The organism is Pectobacterium sp. HCp5_1, assembly GCF_032905925.1.
In the GTDB taxonomy this organism is placed as follows: Bacteria; Pseudomonadota; Gammaproteobacteria; order Enterobacterales; family Enterobacteriaceae; genus Pectobacterium; species Pectobacterium brasiliense_A.
In genome coordinates this window covers 121,841-142,260 of sequence record NZ_JAUMIO010000004.1, presented here as the reverse complement: position 1 = coordinate 142,260, position 20,420 = coordinate 121,841, and the positions used below count along the sequence as shown (strand labels likewise).

Annotated in this window: 19 protein-coding genes and 2 pseudogenes; 12 read left to right on the top strand and 9 right to left on the bottom strand. The window is 47.1% G+C overall.

Features of this window, described 5'->3' with window-relative positions; translation table 11 throughout:
* Positions 1-24 precede the first annotated feature (24 nt).
* From Q3A88_RS04770 to Q3A88_RS04750, 5 genes are read left to right on the top strand one after another with little or no spacing between them, the layout of a single operon-like run.
* A complete protein-coding gene (locus Q3A88_RS04770; RefSeq protein ID WP_317177505.1) occupies positions 25-471 on the top strand; it encodes a TIGR03757 family integrating conjugative element protein in 447 nt (148 codons plus the stop codon).
* On the top strand, positions 468-1,403 hold the full coding sequence (locus Q3A88_RS04765; protein ID WP_317177504.1) for a TIGR03756 family integrating conjugative element protein: 936 nt from the start codon (positions 468-470) through the stop codon (positions 1,401-1,403). The genes Q3A88_RS04770 and Q3A88_RS04765 overlap by 4 nt, the downstream gene beginning before the upstream one ends.
* Before the next feature lie 10 nt (positions 1,404-1,413).
* The gene (locus Q3A88_RS04760) at positions 1,414-2,811 is read left to right on the top strand and encodes an integrating conjugative element protein (protein WP_317177543.1); all 1,398 of its coding nucleotides are present in this window, start codon (positions 1,414-1,416) and stop codon (positions 2,809-2,811) included.
* On the top strand, positions 2,808-3,158 hold the full coding sequence (locus tag Q3A88_RS04755) for a hypothetical protein (protein ID WP_198338707.1): 351 nt from the start codon (positions 2,808-2,810) through the stop codon (positions 3,156-3,158). The genes Q3A88_RS04760 and Q3A88_RS04755 overlap by 4 nt, the downstream gene beginning before the upstream one ends.
* Positions 3,159-3,169: 11 nt before the next feature.
* Entirely contained in the window at positions 3,170-4,693 is a 1,524-nt protein-coding gene (locus tag Q3A88_RS04750; protein WP_317177503.1) for a conjugal transfer protein TraG N-terminal domain-containing protein, read from the top strand.
* Positions 4,694-4,699: 6 nt separating this feature from the next.
* Here the strand turns inward: Q3A88_RS04750 and Q3A88_RS04745 are convergent, their stop codons facing one another.
* Positions 4,700-5,059: a DUF3742 family protein gene (locus Q3A88_RS04745; protein ID WP_317177502.1), complete on the bottom strand. Its 360-nt coding sequence runs from the start codon at positions 5,057-5,059 to the stop codon at positions 4,700-4,702.
* Positions 5,060-5,474: 415 nt separating this feature from the next.
* Between Q3A88_RS04745 and Q3A88_RS04740 the strand changes: the two genes are divergently transcribed.
* The 4 genes from Q3A88_RS04740 (at position 5,475) to mobH (ending at position 9,629) form a co-directional block, all read left to right on the top strand.
* Positions 5,475-5,708 (top strand): helix-turn-helix domain-containing protein, encoded by a 234-nt coding sequence (locus Q3A88_RS04740; protein ID WP_039525837.1) that lies wholly within the window; start codon positions 5,475-5,477, stop codon positions 5,706-5,708.
* The gene (locus Q3A88_RS04735; RefSeq protein ID WP_317177501.1) at positions 5,701-6,264 is read left to right on the top strand and encodes a hypothetical protein; all 564 of its coding nucleotides are present in this window, start codon (positions 5,701-5,703) and stop codon (positions 6,262-6,264) included. Before Q3A88_RS04740 ends, Q3A88_RS04735 begins: the two co-directional genes overlap by 8 nt.
* On the top strand, positions 6,265-7,446 hold the full coding sequence (locus tag Q3A88_RS04730) for a DNA (cytosine-5-)-methyltransferase (RefSeq protein ID WP_317177500.1): 1,182 nt from the start codon (positions 6,265-6,267) through the stop codon (positions 7,444-7,446). It begins immediately after the preceding gene.
* Between the two features lie 374 nt (positions 7,447-7,820).
* The gene (gene mobH, locus Q3A88_RS04725; protein ID WP_317177499.1) at positions 7,821-9,629 is read left to right on the top strand and encodes a MobH family relaxase; all 1,809 of its coding nucleotides are present in this window, start codon (positions 7,821-7,823) and stop codon (positions 9,627-9,629) included.
* A 52-nt stretch (positions 9,630-9,681) separates the two neighbouring features.
* On the opposite strand, the pseudogene Q3A88_RS04720 reads toward mobH, so the two are convergent.
* The 6 genes and pseudogenes from Q3A88_RS04720 to Q3A88_RS04700 form a co-directional block, all read right to left on the bottom strand.
* A pseudogene (locus Q3A88_RS04720) lies at positions 9,682-10,793 on the bottom strand (IS3 family transposase).
* A gap of 443 nt (positions 10,794-11,236) precedes the next feature.
* Positions 11,237-12,502: a HEPN domain-containing protein gene (locus tag Q3A88_RS04715; RefSeq protein WP_211005911.1), complete on the bottom strand. Its 1,266-nt coding sequence runs from the start codon at positions 12,500-12,502 to the stop codon at positions 11,237-11,239.
* Positions 12,503-12,844: 342 nt separating this feature from the next.
* Positions 12,845-13,354 (bottom strand): hypothetical protein, encoded by a 510-nt coding sequence (locus tag Q3A88_RS04710; RefSeq protein WP_211005910.1) that lies wholly within the window; start codon positions 13,352-13,354, stop codon positions 12,845-12,847.
* Between the two features lie 158 nt (positions 13,355-13,512).
* A pseudogene (locus tag Q3A88_RS04705) lies at positions 13,513-14,307 on the bottom strand (IS3 family transposase); the annotation flags it as partial.
* On the bottom strand, positions 14,229-14,423 hold the full coding sequence (locus Q3A88_RS21880; RefSeq protein ID WP_410522756.1) for a hypothetical protein: 195 nt from the start codon (positions 14,421-14,423) through the stop codon (positions 14,229-14,231). The pseudogene Q3A88_RS04705 and the gene Q3A88_RS21880, both read right to left, overlap by 79 nt.
* Positions 14,424-14,885: 462 nt before the next feature.
* On the bottom strand, positions 14,886-15,530 hold the full coding sequence (locus tag Q3A88_RS04700) for a 3'-5' exonuclease (protein WP_211005909.1): 645 nt from the start codon (positions 15,528-15,530) through the stop codon (positions 14,886-14,888).
* A 292-nt stretch (positions 15,531-15,822) separates the two neighbouring features.
* Between Q3A88_RS04700 and Q3A88_RS04695 the strand changes: the two genes are divergently transcribed.
* Positions 15,823-17,106, top strand: a complete 1,284-nt coding sequence (locus Q3A88_RS04695; protein ID WP_211005908.1) for a nucleotide-binding domain-containing protein — start codon at positions 15,823-15,825, stop codon at positions 17,104-17,106.
* Positions 17,107-17,112: 6 nt separating this feature from the next.
* Positions 17,113-17,811: an SLATT domain-containing protein gene (locus Q3A88_RS04690; RefSeq protein WP_211005907.1), complete on the top strand. Its 699-nt coding sequence runs from the start codon at positions 17,113-17,115 to the stop codon at positions 17,809-17,811.
* A 767-nt stretch (positions 17,812-18,578) separates the two neighbouring features.
* On the opposite strand, the gene Q3A88_RS04685 is transcribed toward Q3A88_RS04690, so the two are convergent.
* Positions 18,579-19,130 carry a hypothetical protein gene (locus Q3A88_RS04685; RefSeq protein WP_211005906.1) on the bottom strand — a complete coding sequence of 184 codons (552 nt, stop codon included), beginning with the start codon at positions 19,128-19,130 and terminating at the stop codon, positions 18,579-18,581.
* 431 nt (positions 19,131-19,561) lie between these two features.
* On the opposite strand from Q3A88_RS04685, the gene Q3A88_RS04680 reads away from it, so the two are divergent.
* Complete coding sequence (locus tag Q3A88_RS04680; protein WP_312038215.1) at positions 19,562-19,684, top strand: SymE family type I addiction module toxin; 123 nt, start codon at positions 19,562-19,564, stop codon at positions 19,682-19,684.
* A 122-nt stretch (positions 19,685-19,806) separates the two neighbouring features.
* On the opposite strand, the gene Q3A88_RS04675 is transcribed toward Q3A88_RS04680, so the two are convergent.
* On the bottom strand, positions 19,807-20,331 hold the full coding sequence (locus Q3A88_RS04675) for a DUF4303 domain-containing protein (protein WP_211005905.1): 525 nt from the start codon (positions 20,329-20,331) through the stop codon (positions 19,807-19,809).
* Positions 20,332-20,420 lie beyond the last annotated feature (89 nt).

Sequence of the window (20,420 nt, the reverse complement as noted above, 5' to 3'; positions counted from 1 at the left end):
TTAGCAACTACATGGTGGCTCGACATGCTGACGTATCCCCTTCCATTCCTTTTGCCCAGGCTGAATCCACTCGCCATCACCGCCTGGTTGTACGCGCTGCTGTTCGCTACCGACGCCTTCGCCGCTGACATCATCGTCGTTACTGATCGACGCCATCCGGTGCAGGTCGAACACCCGTCTGTGCGGGTCATTGAGTTGGACGCCGCTCAACGCATCGAAGCCGAACTGGCCGCCAACCTCCCCCAAGACCCCGCCCGCGCCGCCATCATCGTGCAACAACGCCTGAGAGAAGGCGGCACAGCCCTGCAGCAACGCATCAACGAAGCCTATCAGGACGTTGTCGATGCCTGGAGCCTGGGCATAACCACCCTGCCCGCCGTTATCGTTGATCAACGGTATGTGGTTTATGGCGAACCCGACATCGCCAGAGCGGTTGAACTCATCAACACGCACAGGAGAACTCAGCCATGAAACGCTCACGCCACCTGCGCACCAGTATTGCCACCGTTTTGCTTACGGCGGCCAGTTCGTCGTTCGCCCTCAATACCGCCACCATCGTCGCCTCATCGCTATCCCCCGATTGCCTGGAATACCGGGTCACCGGGATCTGCTACTGGCTGCTTTGCACCAAGTTCGGCTGTTCGGTACGCACCTCCGTCAAAGTCAGGCACTACGTTCCCGACGCCGTGGTATCGAGTTATAGCAACACGGGCGACAACCCGTGGGTTGAAGTGCGCGCCATGAGTATGCCCAACACCACGGCGCAGAGCGGTGGTGACGGCACCAGCAACCATGGCAACGAGAACAATCTCTCCAGTTTCCGTAACGCAGACGTGATCGGCCACCCTGGCGGCCAGGCATTTAGTCAGTTTGCCTCGTCATCAGGCTACATCTGCGACGGTGCCGGCACCACCTTCATGCCGTACCTGCTGAGCACACTCGATACCATCGCATGGCGCTACAACATTCCCGAAGCGGTGTATCCCGAGGCGCTGATCCCCGGTATGCGCGAGATCGGTGCACGCACCACACTGAACCTGTGGGGCAACGTCTATCCACGTGGCGGTTTTCTGCATCAAGTGGACAGCTACAAGGCCAGCGCCGTGGTCGCCCAGCGGGCAGGCGATATCGTGACCCGCCGAGGACAACTGCACGTGTACCACCCCCTGCTCGCCAACGCACGCGACGGTTACTGGCCTGCAGGCGCACTGATGGAAAGCGATGCCTCGACCGGCAAATGGCAAGAACTGGCCCCTCGCCTGTCTGCCTCCTGCACGGTCTTCCCGCATAAAGAACCCCTGGTTCAGGCACAGCAAGGCGATTACGTCTGGGCACTCTGGCGACCCTATAGCTGCTGCCAACGACGCGGACAGACCTTTCTTGGCAGTGTGGACTTCAACTGAGGACATGATGATGAAACGGCTCGAACCGAAAGCGTTTTCCATTCCTGCGCCACGCCTGCGGCAACCCGCACTATTGGTTGCCGTACTGGCTCTGAACTGTGGCCTGGCGCAGGCACAGAACGGAGGCTTCCAGAACAGCGGTGCCGTCATTGGCGATGAGGTGATGTACTCCATCGGCGGCGGTAACGCCGTGTCGATGAGCGGTGCGGCCGGCATGCGCTCGATGGGTGTCGGTGTGGGTTGGAACAGCAACCTGATCTGCGGCGACATGAACATCAGTACCACAATCCAGAATCAGCTCAACGGGCTGACCAACGGCTTCCAGAACATCATGAGCAACGTGATCCAGAACGCCACCAGCGCGGTCGCCTCATTGCCCGCGCTCATCATCCAGCGGGCCGACCCGGGGCTCTACAACCTGCTGACCAATGGCGTTCTGCAGGCTCGACTCGACTTTGACCGCTCCAAACTCTCCTGCCAGGCGATGGCTGAGCGCATGGCAGACACCGCAGGTGGTCAGCTCGGCTGGAACCAGATTGCCCAAGGCATGGCGCTGCGTCAGGCGGTCTCCAGTACCGATGCCGTTTCGGCTATTGAACAGGCTGAAAAAAACCGGGGCAACGACGGGGTGCCGTGGGTCGGTGGCAGCAATGCCGGTGGAGCCGGTCAACGGTCAATCAAGGTCGTCAGCGATGTCACCCGTGCAGGTTACAACCTGGTCAATGGTCGCAATGTGGCAGACACCTCATCCATCGACACGGCAAATTGCCAAAGCCTGTCCTGCCAGACCTGGGCATCACCACAGCAGGCCATCGACTTTGCCACCCGCGTGTTGGGCGAGCAGGAACAGCGTACCTGCGAAGACTGCACCAAGACCGAGACCGTACCAGGCGTCGGGCTGACCCCAGTCATCCAGGACGAATACGACACCAAGCTGGAAGCCCTGCAGGCGCTGGTCAACGGAACCCGCAATACCACGTTCGAGAACCTTCGCGAAGCAGGCAGTGCCTCACTACCGATCACCCGCAGCGTCATCGAGGCACTGCGTGACGAGCCTGATCAAGACATTCTGGCCCGACGCCTGGCCTCCGAAGTCGCGCTGGCATCGGTACTGGAAAAAGCCCTGCTGCTGCAACGTACGCTACTGACCGGCAAGAAAGAGCCAAACGTCGCCGCCAACCAATTGGCAGTCGCCGCCATCGATCAGGAAAGCAACACGCTTGACCGCGAGATCCTCAATCTCAAAACCGAGCTTGAACTGCGCCGCGAACTTGCCAACAACTCGCCGATGGCCATCATCCAACGTCACAGCGCACGTACAGCCGGCTCACGTGGCATTTATGAAGGTGATCCCGTACCCAACCGTCTTGACCAGTTGCAGCGTCCCAGCCCCGGAGGCACGCCATGAGTCTTGCCAGGCTGCGATCACACCGTCTGTTCAGTTGGCGTACCGCCAGACTCCTTCTGTGGACGGTGGCGTTGCTGATCATCACCGTCACAGTCAACGTCCTGGGCATCTACTTTGCTGGAAGCATCGCTGGCTGGGAACACTGGCTGGCCGATACTGGCAGCTATTTCCTGTTGTGGCGCGTGTGCCTGTACGGTGCCACCGTTTATGGCTGGCTGTGGATGCGCCGCCGCCTGCTCCTACGCGATACCAGCCCCGATGCCCGGCGCAGGCTCATTCGTGCCGAAGTTTCCGGTATCGCCGCACTGCTGGTACTGGAATTCAGCCTGTTAGTGCAGGACGTATAGAGGATATGACCATGACGCTTTTCACCACCGATTATCTGGAGTATTACCTGACCCTGGTGAGCTGGGTCGTCCACAACGGCATTTGGGCAGTATTGGTTTCCAGCGGTGTGTTCGTCCTCCCCTTCGTGGCCATCATCATCGACGAGTGGCTGAGATCCCGTACCGAGGGTGCTGACGAAGGCAACAAGGGCGTCCTGTCTTCAATGCGCATTGAAAACCGGGTATGGGTAGCGATCGTGGTGGTGATGTTCGCCGGTATTCCGTTCATCGATGTTGACCTCAACACGATCAGGTACGATCAGGCGCGTTCGGCACAGTGCCAGATCAGCGTGCCACAGCCCGAAGACACAGGCTGGTCACAATCCTTCAGCACCCTCAACAACCAGAGCGCAAAAGTGCCAGTATGGTGGGCCTTCATGCATGCGCTCTCACGCGCGATCACGGGAGCCTCGGTGGCGGCTATCCCATGCGGCACCGACCTGAGACAAGTGCGGATGGAGATCAATGCCACCCGTATTGACGATCCCCTACTGGCTCAGGAAGTCGCAGACTTCACCCACGACTGCTACGGCCCTGCACGCGCCAAACTGTTCATGAATCGTCCTGATCTTGATGAAGCACAAATGCACGACGTGACCTGGATCGGCTCGACCTATTTTGTCAACACCGGAGGCTTCTACGACACCTACCGCGCCAAGACACCACGTGAGGGCTGGGCTTACGACAGCACTCGTGACGCTGGACTGGCTCAGGTGCCAAGCGGGGCGGGCTACCCCAGTTGCCGCCAGTGGTGGAGCGATGGTGGCAACGGCTTGCGTGCGCGCCTGCTGGCACAGATCGACCCCAGCCTACTTAGTCGCATCGCCAACTGGGCAGGATTCATCAGCCGTGCAGAGGTGGATGACTCGGTGATCAGGGCGCTTGCTTCCCCCCGCCAGCAGAAACTCAACCAAGGCAGTGTCTACACCGATTATGGCGGCCAAATCGACAAAACCTTACCGAATATCGTCACACGTGCTGCAGGCGACATCGGCATGACCATTGGAGGGATCGCCGCATTCCCGGCATTGGACGTCGTGCGCCAGGCACTGCCGATGGTGCTTGCACTACTGAAGATGGCGCTGGTGATCTGTATCCCTCTGGTGCTCCTGGTAAGTACTTACGACCTGAAGACCGTTGTCACGCTCAGCATCGTGCAGTTTGCGCTGTTCTTTGTGGATTTCTGGTTCCAGCTCGCACGCTGGCTCGACAGTACGATCCTCGATGCACTTTACGGATGGGGATGGGGTTGGAATCGGCCACACAACAATTTTGATCCACTTGTGGGCATGAACAATACCTTCGGTGACATGTTGCTGAACTTCGTTGTGGGCTCGATGTTCATCGTACTACCCACATTCTGGATCATGGCGTTAGCTTGGGCAGGCATCCGAACCGGCAATGTTCTTCAAGGGCTTGCGGGAGCGACCAGTGATGCCAAAGCAGCAGGAGCCAAAGGGGGTGACATGGCGCTTAAATCCATATCGAAAAAATAAGTTCTTTTAGTCGTCGTCAATATGCGGATCAATACGAAAGCCATCATAGGTATACAGCCCGAATCCTGCAGGGCCGTTACGCCACTCAGGCTTTGGAGGCTCATCGCCGAGCCCAGCGGCATTAGCCACCATAGCAGCAGCGACAACAAAAATAAGCAGGAGCGCCAACCAGAATGCCGCATAAAGCAATAGTCCCAAAAGAGCCAGTTTGACAATCCACAGCGGGGCAAACGCTACCCTAACGGGCATCCCCTGATCGACAAACCAGCAAGATATCTGTTGCTCGCAACGCACATAGCTACGCCAGCCTCTGCCAAGCCAACGGGCAAAGCGTTCTGCAATACTGTTATGGCTCGTGCTATTCATGGTCATCGTATACCTGCGTTACCCGTTTATACCGAAAGCCCACCTTACAGCGATTGATACGCGATTTTGTTACGGAAATCGCCTTATCTACTTAGATTAGAGCAGAAATACCATACATAAACCACCTAACCAAGCGGAGGTTTTATGCCCCATTTATTGCACTGACAGAGCCAAAAATTTTCAAACCTGTCAGGCATAGCAGCACGTGTCAATCAAAATCCCTTCGGAAACGTTTGTGCCAACCAGTAGTCGTATCGCATAGACATAATTTGGTAGAAAACACTTACCAAAACTTTAAAAAGGAGCGAAAAGTTGCCAAAAAAAGCGTTTTAAACAAGGGGGGTGACTTAAAGTCCGTAGACTTATAAGTATCAAAAATGGAGGATTTCTCGCTTGAACTAAGTGAGGAAAACTTATGGATGATGTAAGCGTCTTATTCCAGTTAGGACAAAACATATCAGTTTTAAGAAACGCTAAAGGTATAAGTCAAGAAAAATTAGGTGAGCTTACTGGACTTGATCGGACATACGTCAGTTCTGTCGAACGTGGAAAAAGGAACATAAGTCTTCTTAATTTGGTAAAATTAGCAACAGCTCTGAACACATCACCTGCCGAATTGCTGATTGGGATCGGAGGTGTTAATGAATAATATCGACAGAGCCTACGAATATTATAAAGCTTATATTCAACAAGAAGATCTAATGAATCTTCTCTCGGAGCACAATTTGAAAACCGCAGGTTCCGTACCATCTGTACTGTGGGAACTGTTTGGAGCTATGCTTACTGGTAGAAAAGGCACGGGAACAACAGGTGCTGACCTACTTGGCTGGGAAGTTAAATCAGCCACTGTAGGTTCCAGTTTTGAGTATCAGTATCACTTAAATACTGGAGCTCATAAGATACTGGAAGACTGCGAAGTTAATCACCTATTTTGTAGCTATTCAAAAGATTATAAATGCGTCGATGTACGAGTAATGACCGGTTCAGAACTAGCTGATAGTTATTTTAAAGCTTGGGAACCTCTATACTATAAAAATTACCAAAAAAATATCAGTTCAGACCTAAGACGGCAACGTTTTCGAAAAAGCATTTCTTATGGTTTCGTTGAAAAAAATGGCACGCTGATTTTACAAATTAATGATGGTAATATCACCTTGAGACAAGATGAGATTCTTGATTTTTTCAATAAGTCTACAGGCTGTTAAATGAAAAATTTTGCTGAGTTTTTTGCTGGTGTAGGTTTAGTCCGAGAAGGTCTTAGTCCAGATGGTTGGGATTGCGTCTGGTCTAATGACATATCTAAAGATAAGCAAATGACTTACATAGCAAATTTTGGTGATTCTGACTTTTGGTTGGGTGATATCTGGGATGCAGCAAGAAATCCAGAAACTATACCAGATGAAGTATTTCTATACACCGCATCTTTTCCTTGCACTGACCTTTCAGTTGCCGGTTCAAGAGCTGGTTTAGCAGGAAAAGAATCAGGAACCGTGAACGCTCTGTTTGAAATTTTATCTCACAAAAAAAATGCTAATAAATTACCTAAAGTAGTAATGTTAGAGAATGTGTCTGGTTTTCTAACATCTCATGGTGGTAGGGATGTCATTGATACTGTTCGGAACCTCTCTGAATTGGGTTATTTTGTTGACATAGTTGAACTTGATGCAGCAAATTTTTCAGCCCAAAGCCGTCCAAGAGTATTTGTAATAGCCGTTATCGCTGAGCTTGCAGAAATCGTGATGCACATAAAAAGCACAGATATCTTTTTTGATAACTGGTGGATGCTCTTTGATAAAAATTCAGATTTAAGATCTAACAAACTAAGAAAAATCATCCTACAGAGTAATGAATTAAATTGGGGACTTTTTGACATCGTTCTTCCTACCACAGAAAAAGTTGATTTGTCTACAATCGTAGAGACTAATCTGGATGCGAATGACAAACGCTGGTGGAATTCAGAGCGGAAAGAACACTTATACTCCCAAATGAGCGATAATCATAAGACCACACTGAGAAAAATGCAGCTCAACAAGGAATATTCATATGGCACAGTTTACCGGAGAATGCGAAATGGCAAGTCAATGGCAGAACTACGAACCGATGGTTATGCCGGCTGCTTGAGAACACCTCGTGGTGGTTCAAGTAAACAGATTCTGATAAGAGCAGGAAAAGGCGATTGGAGTGTAAGACTCCTAACACCAAGAGAATATGCCCGTCTACAAGGTGTACGGGATACCTTTATACTACCTGAAAATGATAATAAAGGGTACTTTGCTATGGGCGATGCTGTCTGTGTCCCTGTAATTAAATTCATAAGTTCTTCTATCTTAGAAAGAGTGTATTTAGCGTATCTTGAAAAAAATATTCAAATAAAATCATGCGCCTAGAGTGTAATGATTCTTACGTAACATATTCTGCCGGATAGTACTGATATCGCGTTCAATTTCCTTCGTTATTTTTATTTCCAGTTAACTCTGCCAAACCGTTCTACGTCTGAAGCAAATTACACTTTGGCTTCAGACCGAAAGAATTACATAGTGATATTCGTCCCTGCAACCCCGAGCCTTCATAGCGTTATCCATTTCCCAGCACAAAAAGGACTCCTCACTGCCGCATTGATACTCGATGGCACAGACAAACAACGCTATATCGAAAGGCTCCAACAAGGGTAAAACCGATAACAGGTAATGGAATGGGTTAAGGGGAAAGGCTCTACCCAGAAAAGGAAAAGGCCCGTTTACCCCGCACTTGAGGCATCACCATGTTTACTCTGTTCCAGCGAAAAAAGCCCACGCCACCCCAGCCAGATCCTGTCGTGCCAGAAAAGGGGCTGCTCCAGCCAGAACCCGCAGCGTCTTTGCTGGCCACACCTCGTCGGCAAAAGCTGCTGGAACACATCTGGCAGCGCACCTCACTCTCTCGCAAGCAATTCATCGCACTTTACCGCAGGCCTCTGGAGTGCTACGCAGAACTGGTACAGTTGTTTCCTGCCTCGGAAACGCATCATCATGCTTACCATGGCGGCATGCTCGATCACGGACTTGAAATCGTCGCCTTTGCATTAAAACTGCGGCAGTCCCACCTGCTGCCTGCAGGCGCGCCTCCCGAAGATCAAGCCGCGCAATCAGAAGCTTGGACAGCGGCCATCGCTTATGCCGCACTGCTCCACGACATCGGCAAGATTGCTGTTGATCTGCACATCGTGCACGAAGACGGTAGCCTCTGGCACCCCTGGTACGGGCCGCTGAAACAGCCCTACCGCTTTCGCTACCGGGATGACCGTGAATATCGTCTTCATGGCGCTGCCACTGGCCTACTCTACCGGCAAATTCTCGATAACCACATCCTCGACTGGCTCAGCAGCTACCCGGTTCTCTGGACTTCGCTGCTGTATGTGCTCGCGGGCCAATACGAACACGCCGGCATGCTGGGCGAACTCGTCATCCAGGCCGATCGCGCTTCGGTAGCTCAGGAACTGGGTGGAAATCCCAACCGCATCATCCTGGCGGCTCCCAAGCAGGCGCTACAGCGCAAGTTACTCGACGGGTTACGTTACCTGCTCAAGGAAGAATTGAAAATCAACCAGCCCCAGGCTTCGGATGGCTGGCTGACAGAGGACACGCTTTGGCTGGTCAGCAAGACCGTCTCTGACAAATTGCGAGCTCATCTGCTGGCACAGGGGATCGAAGGCATTCCATCCAATAACACGGCTGTGTTCAACGTGTTGCAGGAGCATGGCGTACTGCAGCCAACCCAGGATGGCAAGGCCATCTGGAAAGCCACCATCAGGAGCACATCCGGCTGGTTACACAGTTTCACGCTGTTGAAACTCTCTCCGGCATTGATCTGGGAAGCGTCCGAACGTCCAGATCCTTTCACAGGAACGGTGACGATCGATAGCAGTTCCCCCGATAGCAGCGACGCGATGTTTCCCGCACCTGAACCCGCCGTATCTGCCCCTCCCGCTCACCCCACACCCGTTCTTGCAACAGCACCGTCCCCCACTGCGCCACACGATGTCATGGAAGACATGCTAGAAATGCTGATACCAACCGAAGCCCCCGGCACCGCAGCATCTCCCAGCGCGTCGAACATTGCACAACCCGCCACCTCACCACCTGATGATACAGATGAGCCCATGCCTCCACAGACCTCGGATACGCCATCCCAACCTGAGCCTGTCAAACCGCTTTCGAGCGAACACTTCATCGCCTGGTTGAGGGAAGGAGTTCAATCACGCAAACTCATAATCAACGACGCCAAAGCGATGGTGCATACCGTGAACGATACGGTCTATCTTGTCAGTCCTGGGATTTTCCAGCGCTATGCACAGGAGCACCCCACAATTGCCACCTTGGCGAAACAAGAGGGATTACAGGATTGGCAGTGGATTCAAAAGCGCTTTGAGAAATTAAACCAGCATCGCAAACAGGCAAATGGCTTGAATATCTGGACCTGCACAGTCAGCGGGCCACGTAAATCCCGACGGTTAAATGGCTATTTACTTTCTAAGCCAGAGACAATTTTTAGCAAACAGCTACCAAACAATCCTTACTTGTCATTGGTATAGAAAAATTGGCCCCGTCCGTAGACACGACAGTGATACTGTAAGCACACCCGTTTTAGTTCCACACACTTTTTGAGATTTCCGGTTTTTCAGTCATCAGTTGGTATTCTTCCGGCGTCAGGTTATTCAGGGATTCGTGAGGCCGCTCGCTGTTGTATTCCGTCAGCCAGCGCTCTGTGATTTCCCTCGCTTCATTCAGGGTTCTGAACAGATAAAAATCCAGTATCTCTGTCCGGTACGTTCAGTTAAAACGTTCGATGAAAGCATTCTGCGTTGGTTTTCCCGGTTTGATAAATTCCAGCATCACGCCATGCTTTTCAGCCCACCGCGCCAAAGTCAGCGAGATTAGTTCCGGGCCATTGTCCATCCGCAGTTTCAGCAGATAACCACGATTTGCCACGATCCTGTCCAGTACTCTGACCACCCGCTGTGCCGGGATATTCAGATCGATTTCTATTGCGAGAGCCTCGCGGTTAAAGTCATCCACCACATTGAACGTGCGAAAGCGTCTGCCGCACACCAGCGCATCATGCATAAAATCTATCGACCAGCTCTGGTTAAGTGCTTCCAGCGTCGCCAGCGGAGCCTGATTGCGCACCGGTAGACGTTGCTTTCCTTTACGACGAAAATTCAGTTTAAGCAGGCAGTAAATCCTGTGAACGCGTTTATGATTCCAGGCATTACCTTGCCTGCGCAGCACCTGAAACAGCTTCTTAAAGCCGTAACGGGGATAGCGTTCAGCCACCTCCGCCAGAGCCCGGATCGCCGGTTCATCACGACGGGTATCCGGCTGATAAAAATACACTGTCCTGCTCAGCGACAATGTCCTGCATGCCTGGCGTATGCTCATCGCAAACTGCGCGGTCAGGTAACTGACGAGCTCACGCTTTATCGCTGGTTTTAAAGCTTTTTTTCGATGACATCTTTCAGAGCACGACACTCGAGACTCAGATCGGCAAACATCTGTTTCAGACGACGCTTTTCATTCTCCAGATCTTTCATCTTTTTGATATCAGAGGCTTCCATACCGCCAAATCTCACTTTCCAGTTGTAGTACGAGGCTTCGGAAATGCCGGCTTCTCGGCAGACATCCTTGACGGTACGTCCGGCTTCAACGGACTTCAACACGGCGATGATCTGGTATTCAGTGAATCGAGCTTTACGCATAGAGATCTCCTCAAAGGGACATAATCAGTATGTCGGAAGATCTCTAAAAGTGAGTGGTTGGGTTTACCAGGATACTTACATCCCCCCTTCTTTAAGGATAGCTTTGCATCGCCCCATTGAACTCACAGCCAAAAGCGGACATGAATACGAGTTTAATTGAGTGAAAATGAGTCAGGAAAATCTTATGAATAGTGAATTGTAAACCAGTCTCGAAATATTTTTGAGAAGTACACAGATTCTTCTCTTCCCATGTAGGGTTCGTGATTTTCGATGCGAAAATAACCATTCTTTAAATAAATTGTACGGCTTTCTGGTTTACTATAAGTCATTTTATTTTCTAGTTCGGTGAACACCAGAGCGATCACCTTGAACTATTGAGCATTTACATAGAATTACTGATAAGCACCAGTTAGAAATCTACTTGGTGTAAGGGGGTATTATTTCTATTGTTGACTTCTCAGGTCAATGCCTTTTTTTACTTCTAGTGTTTTTTTATCGATTAATGAAAACTCTTCTAACAAATCGTTTATAGATTCTAATGACTTGATTATTTCGGATTCATTTAATTTCACAAGTCCTACTTTGTGAACAACAATCTTCCTGATTTCATTCGCCTGATCTATCATATCAGCCATTTCTTTAGTTATGACCCCTTTATTGTTGCATAGGTATTTAGATTGCATCCTTATGTTTTTTATATTTGCATCACTCTTGTAGAATATATCATTACCACTAGACGATAACTTGCAAATCTCCAATACAATATTTGCAAGTTGATAGTACTTGCTGATGAAATCCGCTGAGTATTTACTTGCAGCTCCGCTGAAATTTTCAGCTAACTCCTCCCTCTCAATCTCTTCAATGTGTAGGTCACCAATGGAATCAAGTGCGACTTGAATTTTTTGACAAATATCGTCGCTAATAGTACTTAGATCATCTAGCTCTTGTTTTGTGATGCCTTTACAGTGCGCGATTTTGCAACGATATTCATAAAGCTTTTCCCATTTTGTTCTTAAATACTCAGATTCACACTGCACCTTTTTAGCGAAGTATTTTTCCCAGTTCGTAAAAGGTACATAGTGTTTCAAATCTTTAGAGGTGAAAGTGTCGGAGTCGTCCTTTCCTTTTATTGTTTCAAAAAATCTACCGGCATCTGATTTTGTGTATTTTTTGAATAGAAAATTGGACAACTGTATGAAGTCGATTTCATGTAAAAAGTTTGTTCTTTCTTTTTTAATTTCACTTCTAACTGAGTCGAGAACTTCCTTAGGGGTGTTTGATTCACTCCAATTATACCCAATGCTTATTGCCATAAACTTAGCAATAAGTTTACGCATCAGATTTTCAGTCTTATATATTTTAGGGTAACCTAATATACAGTACTCTTCACCAACACCATCATGCAGGATTATTATATCCCTCCCGCTAAATTTAGAACATATCGTTCTTATATCTTTTAGAAATGTTTTAAATTCATTGATTCCTTCGTTGCTCGTATCCTCTGTCTCTATTGTTAAGTCATAGTATGTAGAATCATCAGTTAATGAACCTTGTGCTAATTGGTATTTATATTGCCTTCCTGAATGTGAAATTTTATCGCCCTTTCCGAATGATATTGATTTATGTGTGGATAATAGGTTTTTGAATGCTGACACATCAGCACATACACAATCATTTGAATCAAATGTAATTAAATATTCTGTTTTCAATTTACAAGTCCATATATTTTTTATTTATGCCATTTTAGTTTTTGTTATTATTTATTCTATAACAAAAAAACTAGGAAATAGGATTATACATTAATTGTGAAGCTTTACTTATACATATCACTATGACTGCGATAAAATCCTTGCGACAAAAACCATCTCAGATAAGAGTGATGTCCTCCCCGTTTATAAACACACGGTAGTGTAGTACTACACCCTCATCGGTGAGAACAATTACTAACTTCAGCTTTTCACTCTCAGCAGACTGTTATATTTTCTAGCATCCTGACTAAAATCCGCCCATAAAATTTGAACTAATACAAATAATACATTTAACTATTATCATTATTTGAAAATATGATCAAGAAATTCACCCGTTGCACAGTGCTGAACATCTGAACGTGTGATTCCTTGACGTTTCCAATCAGAAGATACATACTCAAAATATCCGCATTCTAATTCATAATTACTTTTTGTGATTATAATATTTAATTCATTAATGAAACATCTTACTCTTACTTGCTTCGAGTAAAAATTGATATAATCCATAGTATTAATTGGAAGGTATGTTACTTCTGAATGCGACCAGTATTCTACAATACGTGCACAACGGACCCAAGAAGGCTCATTAAGTTGATTTTCTATTTCACCGTAAAGTTCTCTAATATCTTTTGCCGCTTTTGATTTATGTTTTTTTATCAACCTTCTTACGTAGCACATGTCTAGCATATATTCTCCTTTAGTGCTATTCGCCATGATATAATTACCTCGATTTATTATACGCTTAAGCGGATTTTTGTGTGTTGCTCTGGATTTAGCATTGAATGATTTTTTCAGACTCCATCTTACGCTCATTTTTCAACGCCTTCTACTGGTTCCATAGTTCCATGAAAAGCACTGCATAGATACTGCTCATAATGTCAGCGCAGGGGGCCTGATCTCTGTTGAACAAGACATCGCAATCTCAGTCATGCATACATCTCTGATCCTACCCACCTAATGTGGACACAGTCCTAAGCGAGGTTCTGGTTTTCAAATTGTTCCGGGCTGAGACCACCACAGGCACTGTGGCGACGCCAGCGATTGTAATCTCACTCAATATAATTAAATACCGTTAAGCGTATCGCTTCCCTGCTGGCAAAGCGTTCGCCGTGGATACATTCTACTTTTTTCAATGTGTGAAAGAAGCTTTCCACACAGGCGTTATCGTAACAGAAACCTTTGGCGCTCATACTGCCACGCAGTGTATGTCGTTTCAGCAACGCTTGATAATCCGCTGAACAATACTGCCCACCTCTGTCTGTGTGAACAATGACATTCTGTGGGCGTTTACGTATCCAGAGCGCCATCTGTAATGCATCACAGGCCAGTTGTGCCGTCGTCCGTGCGAAGATAGGTGATATCACCTGCCCACTTCTGGTTTGGGCCGCTGGCGATGAAGTTCTGCTTCAGCAGGTTTTCCGATACCGGCAGGCCATGTTCACGGTAGCTGACCGGACTGAGTTTACGACTGGCCTTCGCCCGTAACCCCTGACGACGCAGACTGGCAGCAATGGTTTTGATGCTGAACTCTGCCCGATGCTTTTCGATAAAGACATACTTCATTTCAGGCGCTTCGCGAAGTATGTCGCGGCCTTTTGGAGAATAGCCAGTTCCTCAGCCTGTTCAGCCAACTGTCGCTTTAGCCGGGCATTTTCAGCCGCGAGTTCACTTTCGCGTTCTGAGGCGGTCATTTGTTGCTGCTATTTACTGCGCTATGCATAAAGCTGTGACTCGTACAGGCTAAGTTCGCGTGCAGCGACAGCGACAGCGACAGCGACAGCGACAGCGACAGCGACAGCGACAGCGACAGCGACAGCGACAGCGACAGCGACAGCGACAGCGACAGCGACAGCGACAGCGACAGCGACAGCGACAGCGACACCAATACGCTCCGCCAGTTTCAGGGCTTCATCTAGGAATTCGGGCATATGCTGCTTACGGGGTTTCTTATTGGCTGATGCAGGTTTTGTCACGTGAGTCACCTTTGATTGAGAGTTTACTCACTTAGTCGCGTGTCCACTAATGGTGGATAGGATCAAACTTCCCCCACCCGTGTGCCGGTTTCGGCCTGCTTCAGGGCAAACGCAATCTGCTCTCCGGTATAACGTGTCTTTTTCATGCCGGATGACCTCTTTTGGACAGAGACGACGGGCCGAAAACCCTACTTTACGCAGGTACTGAACAAAGGGAAGAGATCACTTTCAGGTAGCCAAATAACTCACTCTTGATCAAATTTCAGGGATAGCATCATGTCTGCTGCTGCCACTCATAGACAGTCGCATTCTGCCTAGGCTTCGAACCTTGCAGGAATCCATTCTACATCAACTGGTGTTGAGCCTAACTGCTATAGCGTTTCGAGCAGCTTGGTCACCAACCGTGCCAAATGGCGGGAATCATCCAACGCTCTATGATACTGACCTTCCCAGGTGATTCCTAATGACTCCACGGCTTCCTTCAAATCTGGTGCCGGTGTATCGAAAAAACTACTGTAGAACAAATCAACAGAAAGATGCTTGAGGTCATTGAGAGATGATTTAACACCGAGCCTTGCACAGTCACGTTTCATTTGTTCAGCATCGTAAGTGCCCCAAGAGCACCAAACCACACCCTCTATTAAAAACGGTTGCAGCAGAGTATCCACTATCTGGCTAACCTTCGAAAACGGTTGGGCATTATCTACATCATGCTGTTTGATCCCAGTGAGTGCCTTACAAAATGGTGTCAAATTAGGGTGAAGAATTGGCTGGACAAACTGAGAGAAATTGGTCACCACCTGGTAATGCTGCAGTAAGTCCAGTGTAACAAGCCCAACCTCAATGATTTCCATTTCCTCGGGAGTGACCAGCAATGAACAGCCTGCTCTATCGGCAGCACTCATGCTTTTTGGGTAGTCGTCACAAGTCGCTTCAAGGTCTATACAGATCAGATAGCGCGATCCAGATAACTGATGTCGAAATATCTCAACTGCTTGTCGTTTTTTGAAGTTCATATCTAATCTCCTTTGGCTTGCCGCTGTCCCATCCGCAGTCCCCACACTACTTTATAGTCGACAAACAGCGCGTTGTAGAACCGATTCCTACCGTGATTTTCAGAGGTTGAAGTTTCATCGCTTGAATAGCGGAGACGAGCTATTTACACTTAATAGCCAGACAGTATGCTCTTACAAGTGCGCGATTTTCGTATATTTTGGTGCCCATATACCGCCACCTTATTATGAATGCAGAACTTAGATTATGGGCATGCCGATCTGCCCACGCCCACAATACATAAGGATTTGAAAATTGAGCATCTCTGAAAAATTCCAGACGTTTCTGGAAAATATAAAAGTTGATAACGGCGAACAGATAAGCGGAAAATACGGTGACATTACGTCTTGTCTAAATAAACGATTCAGGAACACAGATTCCTCCACTGCCAATAATCTGCAGGTAGGATCCTATGGCCGCTGGACAGCCATTCGAGGTATTTCAGACCTAGACATGATCTATATCATGCCAGCAAGCAAATGGGATGATTACAACATAGATGGTGGTCAATCAAAGCTGCTCACCGATGTCAAAGACGCCTTAAAGGCTAGATATCCCAGAACAGATATCTATGTGGATAGTCCTGTCGTAAGAGTGCTATATACCAGCTTCCATGTAGAGGTACAGCCCGCATTTGAGCAAGACGATGGAAGCTTCAAATTTCCTGATACGCGTAAAGGTGGAACCTGGAAGACAACCAAGCCCCGTGCCGAAATTAAGGCCATGGCGGATACAAATGCCGAAAAGAACCGGAATCTGCGCAGGCTGTGCAAAATGGCAAGAGCCTGGAAAAATAAACACGGCGTGGCAATGGGTGGTCTGCTGATCGATACACTAGCACACAACTTTTTGAATTCCACTACCGAATACGATTCCAGAAGCTATCATTATTACGATTGGCTAAGTCGAGACTTCTTCAAATATCTGGCGGATGAGCCAAAACAAGAACGTTATGTAGCCTTAGGTAGCGGGCAACATGTCAAGGTTAAGGAATCTTTCCAGAGCGCTGCCAGCAAGACTCACCAACTTTGCCTCAAGGCTATTGATGCCTCGGGAACCGACGGCGAAAACGCGAAATGGCAGAAAGTCTATGGTAACCGGTTCCCGGCACCAGAGAAACAGATTGCTAAATCATCGGCGCGCTCCTTCCGCGATACTGAAGAGTTTGTGGAGGATCGCTTCCCGGTCGATATTCGCTATAAGCTTAAAATCGATTGTGAAGTCACTCAGGCTGGATTTCAACCGGGCAAGTTGCGCTCTATGCTGCGGAGAAACTTCAAACTGAGTCCTAAAAAGTCCTTAAAATTTGAAGCAATCGATAACACCGTGCCTGGTAACAGCCAGATGTACTGGAAAGTTCTGAATCGTGGCGATGAAGCCGAGCGCCGGGACTGTTTGCGCGGACAAATCGTAAAGGATAGCGGCTACTCTACAATATCAGAGCACACCAATTTTGCTGGCGATCATATCGTGGAATGTTACGTTGTCCAAAATGGGGTCGTTGTTGCCAAAGACCGCATTCACGTTCCAATTGAGTAACACTGTATGAATAGAGAAGCATTTCTGAAGTCTACTGCTGAAATTGGCTACAATGTTGGCATAGGTTGTAAAAAGCACTGGGCCACTTTGGATATCGTAGATAAAGTTCCGGGCTTTATCGGATTTATTTCAATGGCCGTTGGTATATTTGCGTTAGTTATTGATGAGTTGAGCGCAAAAATTCCGTCTGCCATAATGCTGATATTCGGTATCTGTGCGATCTATATATCTTACTATGACCATAAGAAGCCTGATTATGAAAAGGCCGCCCAGTATTTGACAAAAACTCTCGAAAAACTGCGTGACTTGTATAGAGAGGTACAGAGTTCTAATGGCCCACCGACCACTGCTCAACTGAAACGACTAGATGATCTTCGTAACGAATACTATCGACGCTGCTTGAGCAAGCAGATACTGTTCAGTGACTGGTATGCTCATTATAAATTCTTCTGGCAACATCAGATTGGCTGGATGGATGAACAGCTAAAGTTCAAATTTTTCCGCGACAAGCTACCACTATCGCTCATGGTTTGGTGCGTTATCGGGTGTGTTGGCACAGCTTACTACCTGCAGGGAAAAACCATTCTTCTTGTAGATAAAGAAAGCAGCTTATCTGCAGTGCAACAGAACCAACCACCTGCTATGCCGAAAGATGTGACTGAAAAAAGGAAGCTACCGGCCTTGACTATACCAACAGGCCACTAGCACGTTGACGGTTCAGCACCTGTACAATACTGCCACAAGCGTGCTCACGACCCACAACTTAGTGAACATGATGAAAACATTTGCCATCTTTTTCCACCATATTAATTAACGGAATTTCAGTAGCGGTGAAGGAGACAATATACAGCGTAATTTAGAATGCCCTCAATGTGCTAGCACTATAGCACCAGTAGCTTGATTGATCTCCTACCAATATCGGTGCCAAGATAAATCAGAGATCCGGGCCTTTTTGCAGACTTCGAACAAATTCTGCCGGAGTCTGGTTATTTAACGAAGGGAAGAGATCACTTTAAACAAGAGGCGTAAAAAGGCCTCTATGCTGTATGTCATTTTTTGAATTTGTCGCTACACATATCATCGATAAAGTTTGCAGTGTAATTACTTGCATCACTTTTCAAGTAAGTAAGAACGCAATCTTCGTAGGTACCAGGGGCCGTAAGATATTTATAACTTAGGCAGAGTATGAAAATGAAAAGACAGAGAACGACTGCATATAGAAAACTCTTACCGGTGAAAGATACTGTCATAAAAAGCCCGCCTTCCAATTAATATCCAGAAATCGTGTACCCGCTAGCAGGCTAAAATATTTGATTTGTAAGCCGATGCGTTGAGATTTTTCAAAGGCCGTCAGTTTCTAGATCTCCCTGATAAGTCGCTGGACTGTATCACCGGCCTGACCAGGTGGCACGGCAAATTTACGGCCCATTCGACGAATTACCACCTCGGCTATATACCCTATGACCTTCGAATTAATCAACTCTCAGTATAGATGGATCAAAAACAACTATCTCATTAGAGTTTTTTTTCACGCCACAGGGTAAAACACCTGTTTTGAAAATATCAAAAAGTTCCTCGAGTTTATTTTTAACTTTCTCCCCCTTCAGATATCGCTGCACACTAACCATCATTAAAATATAATTACACTCATCATCTACTTCTTTAATAAATTTATCATATTCAGAATTATCAGCCAGCCCTGCCTTTTTCCTCAAAAGATACTCTTTCCTTTTTCTTATCGTTTCTTTTAGAGTATCATTGCCCTCAGCTCTGATAGCCTTGGTTATATCCTCTTGCGCCAGATTATAGTTTTTGTCCAGTATCAGATCAGATGCCTGACCGGAAAAAAAGTCACCCCAAATACAATAATCCGAAGGTACATCCTGGCTAAAAAACAACCTTAAAGCATCATCTTTTTCCGTAATCATACTATATTCAGACAAGGCTATTTTAGAGCCTGATAAAAACAAGGGGTTCTTAAAAAATCTAATAGGCTCCATATAAAATTCAGCTTTATCATTCATTTGATCACCTTAATATGTTTTGCCATAACTCAAATACCCTCTGTCTACCTACTTGACCTATGTCCTTACCAAAGATGTCAGCATTCCACATATCTTTAGACCGAATAGGCATACCATCCATCATTCCTTTTTTTGCTGCATTTTGGATCTGAGCCACTTGCTTTGAAATAGAACTCACAGATTGATTAAGATCTATTCTATCTAAAGCTCCGCGTATAGCATCTGTATATCATGATTCCTCGCTATATGACAGTCGCCACTCTCATTAGTCGTTTACTGCTGAACCGAGTTTTAGCGCGAGGTTGAAGTGCGCGAATAGGGTACTCCGATAGCCACAACCAACTGGAGGGCGTTAACTATAACTAAGACACATTCTAAGTCAGGCTCACCGTTAATAAAGCAGCTAAAACAGAACGTTACTACATTGTGGGATACGCACGCATAACGGTAGGCCGAACCCGCCCTCCACCATCAACCTCAAGGGCCGCTGGCTCGAAGAGTTTGGCTTTATTACAGGAATGCCATCACTATTACCGTTGAGCGGGGCAGGCTGATTATTGAGACAGAGATTAATCTCTGACGTCGCTCATGATAAACAGTAGGTAAAATAAAACCGGAAGGATCTTGGAGAGCGTTTCCGGCTTATTGTTTATATTTCATACATGAGTATTTGTAATCATTCATCTCCATATCTTTTTGAGAATAAATCATGTATCGCTTCACTATTTATGATTTTAGATGACATGTTTTCTATATATTCAGCATCATCATCGTCAGTAATAGATACAAACATAATCCCTCCCTCCCTCCCATCTTTTAATATCTCTTCATTGGTTCTTCTTAGTGCATTCGTTAGGGAGTTAATAAGGTTGTTCTTAAAATCAAAAAAACTCTCTCTTTCTGATGATAATCTCAACTCCTTACTGATTTCAGAAAATAAATCAGATCCATATCCTTCATACGCCCATTCAGATATTGCCCATCTGTAATAAGTCTGATTTTCTTCACTTTTATCACTGTCCGCATCAAGTATCGTTTTGAATTTTCCTTCGGAGTTTGCACTTAAAGACACAGTCATAGCACTGCTATCCGTGTATAAAGAAAAAGCATAGAAATTTTCATTAGGCTTTTCAGATAAAATTTTCTTTATCAATTTAACTGTGAGCTTAAAACAATTTTCTTCAAATTTATTCCAATCCATACAACCTCAAAAGGTTAACCACCACAGACCTCAAGTCCGATTTTCTGGAGTGCTGATTTCATTTCACCCGTAGCTTTTAGAGCTGACAA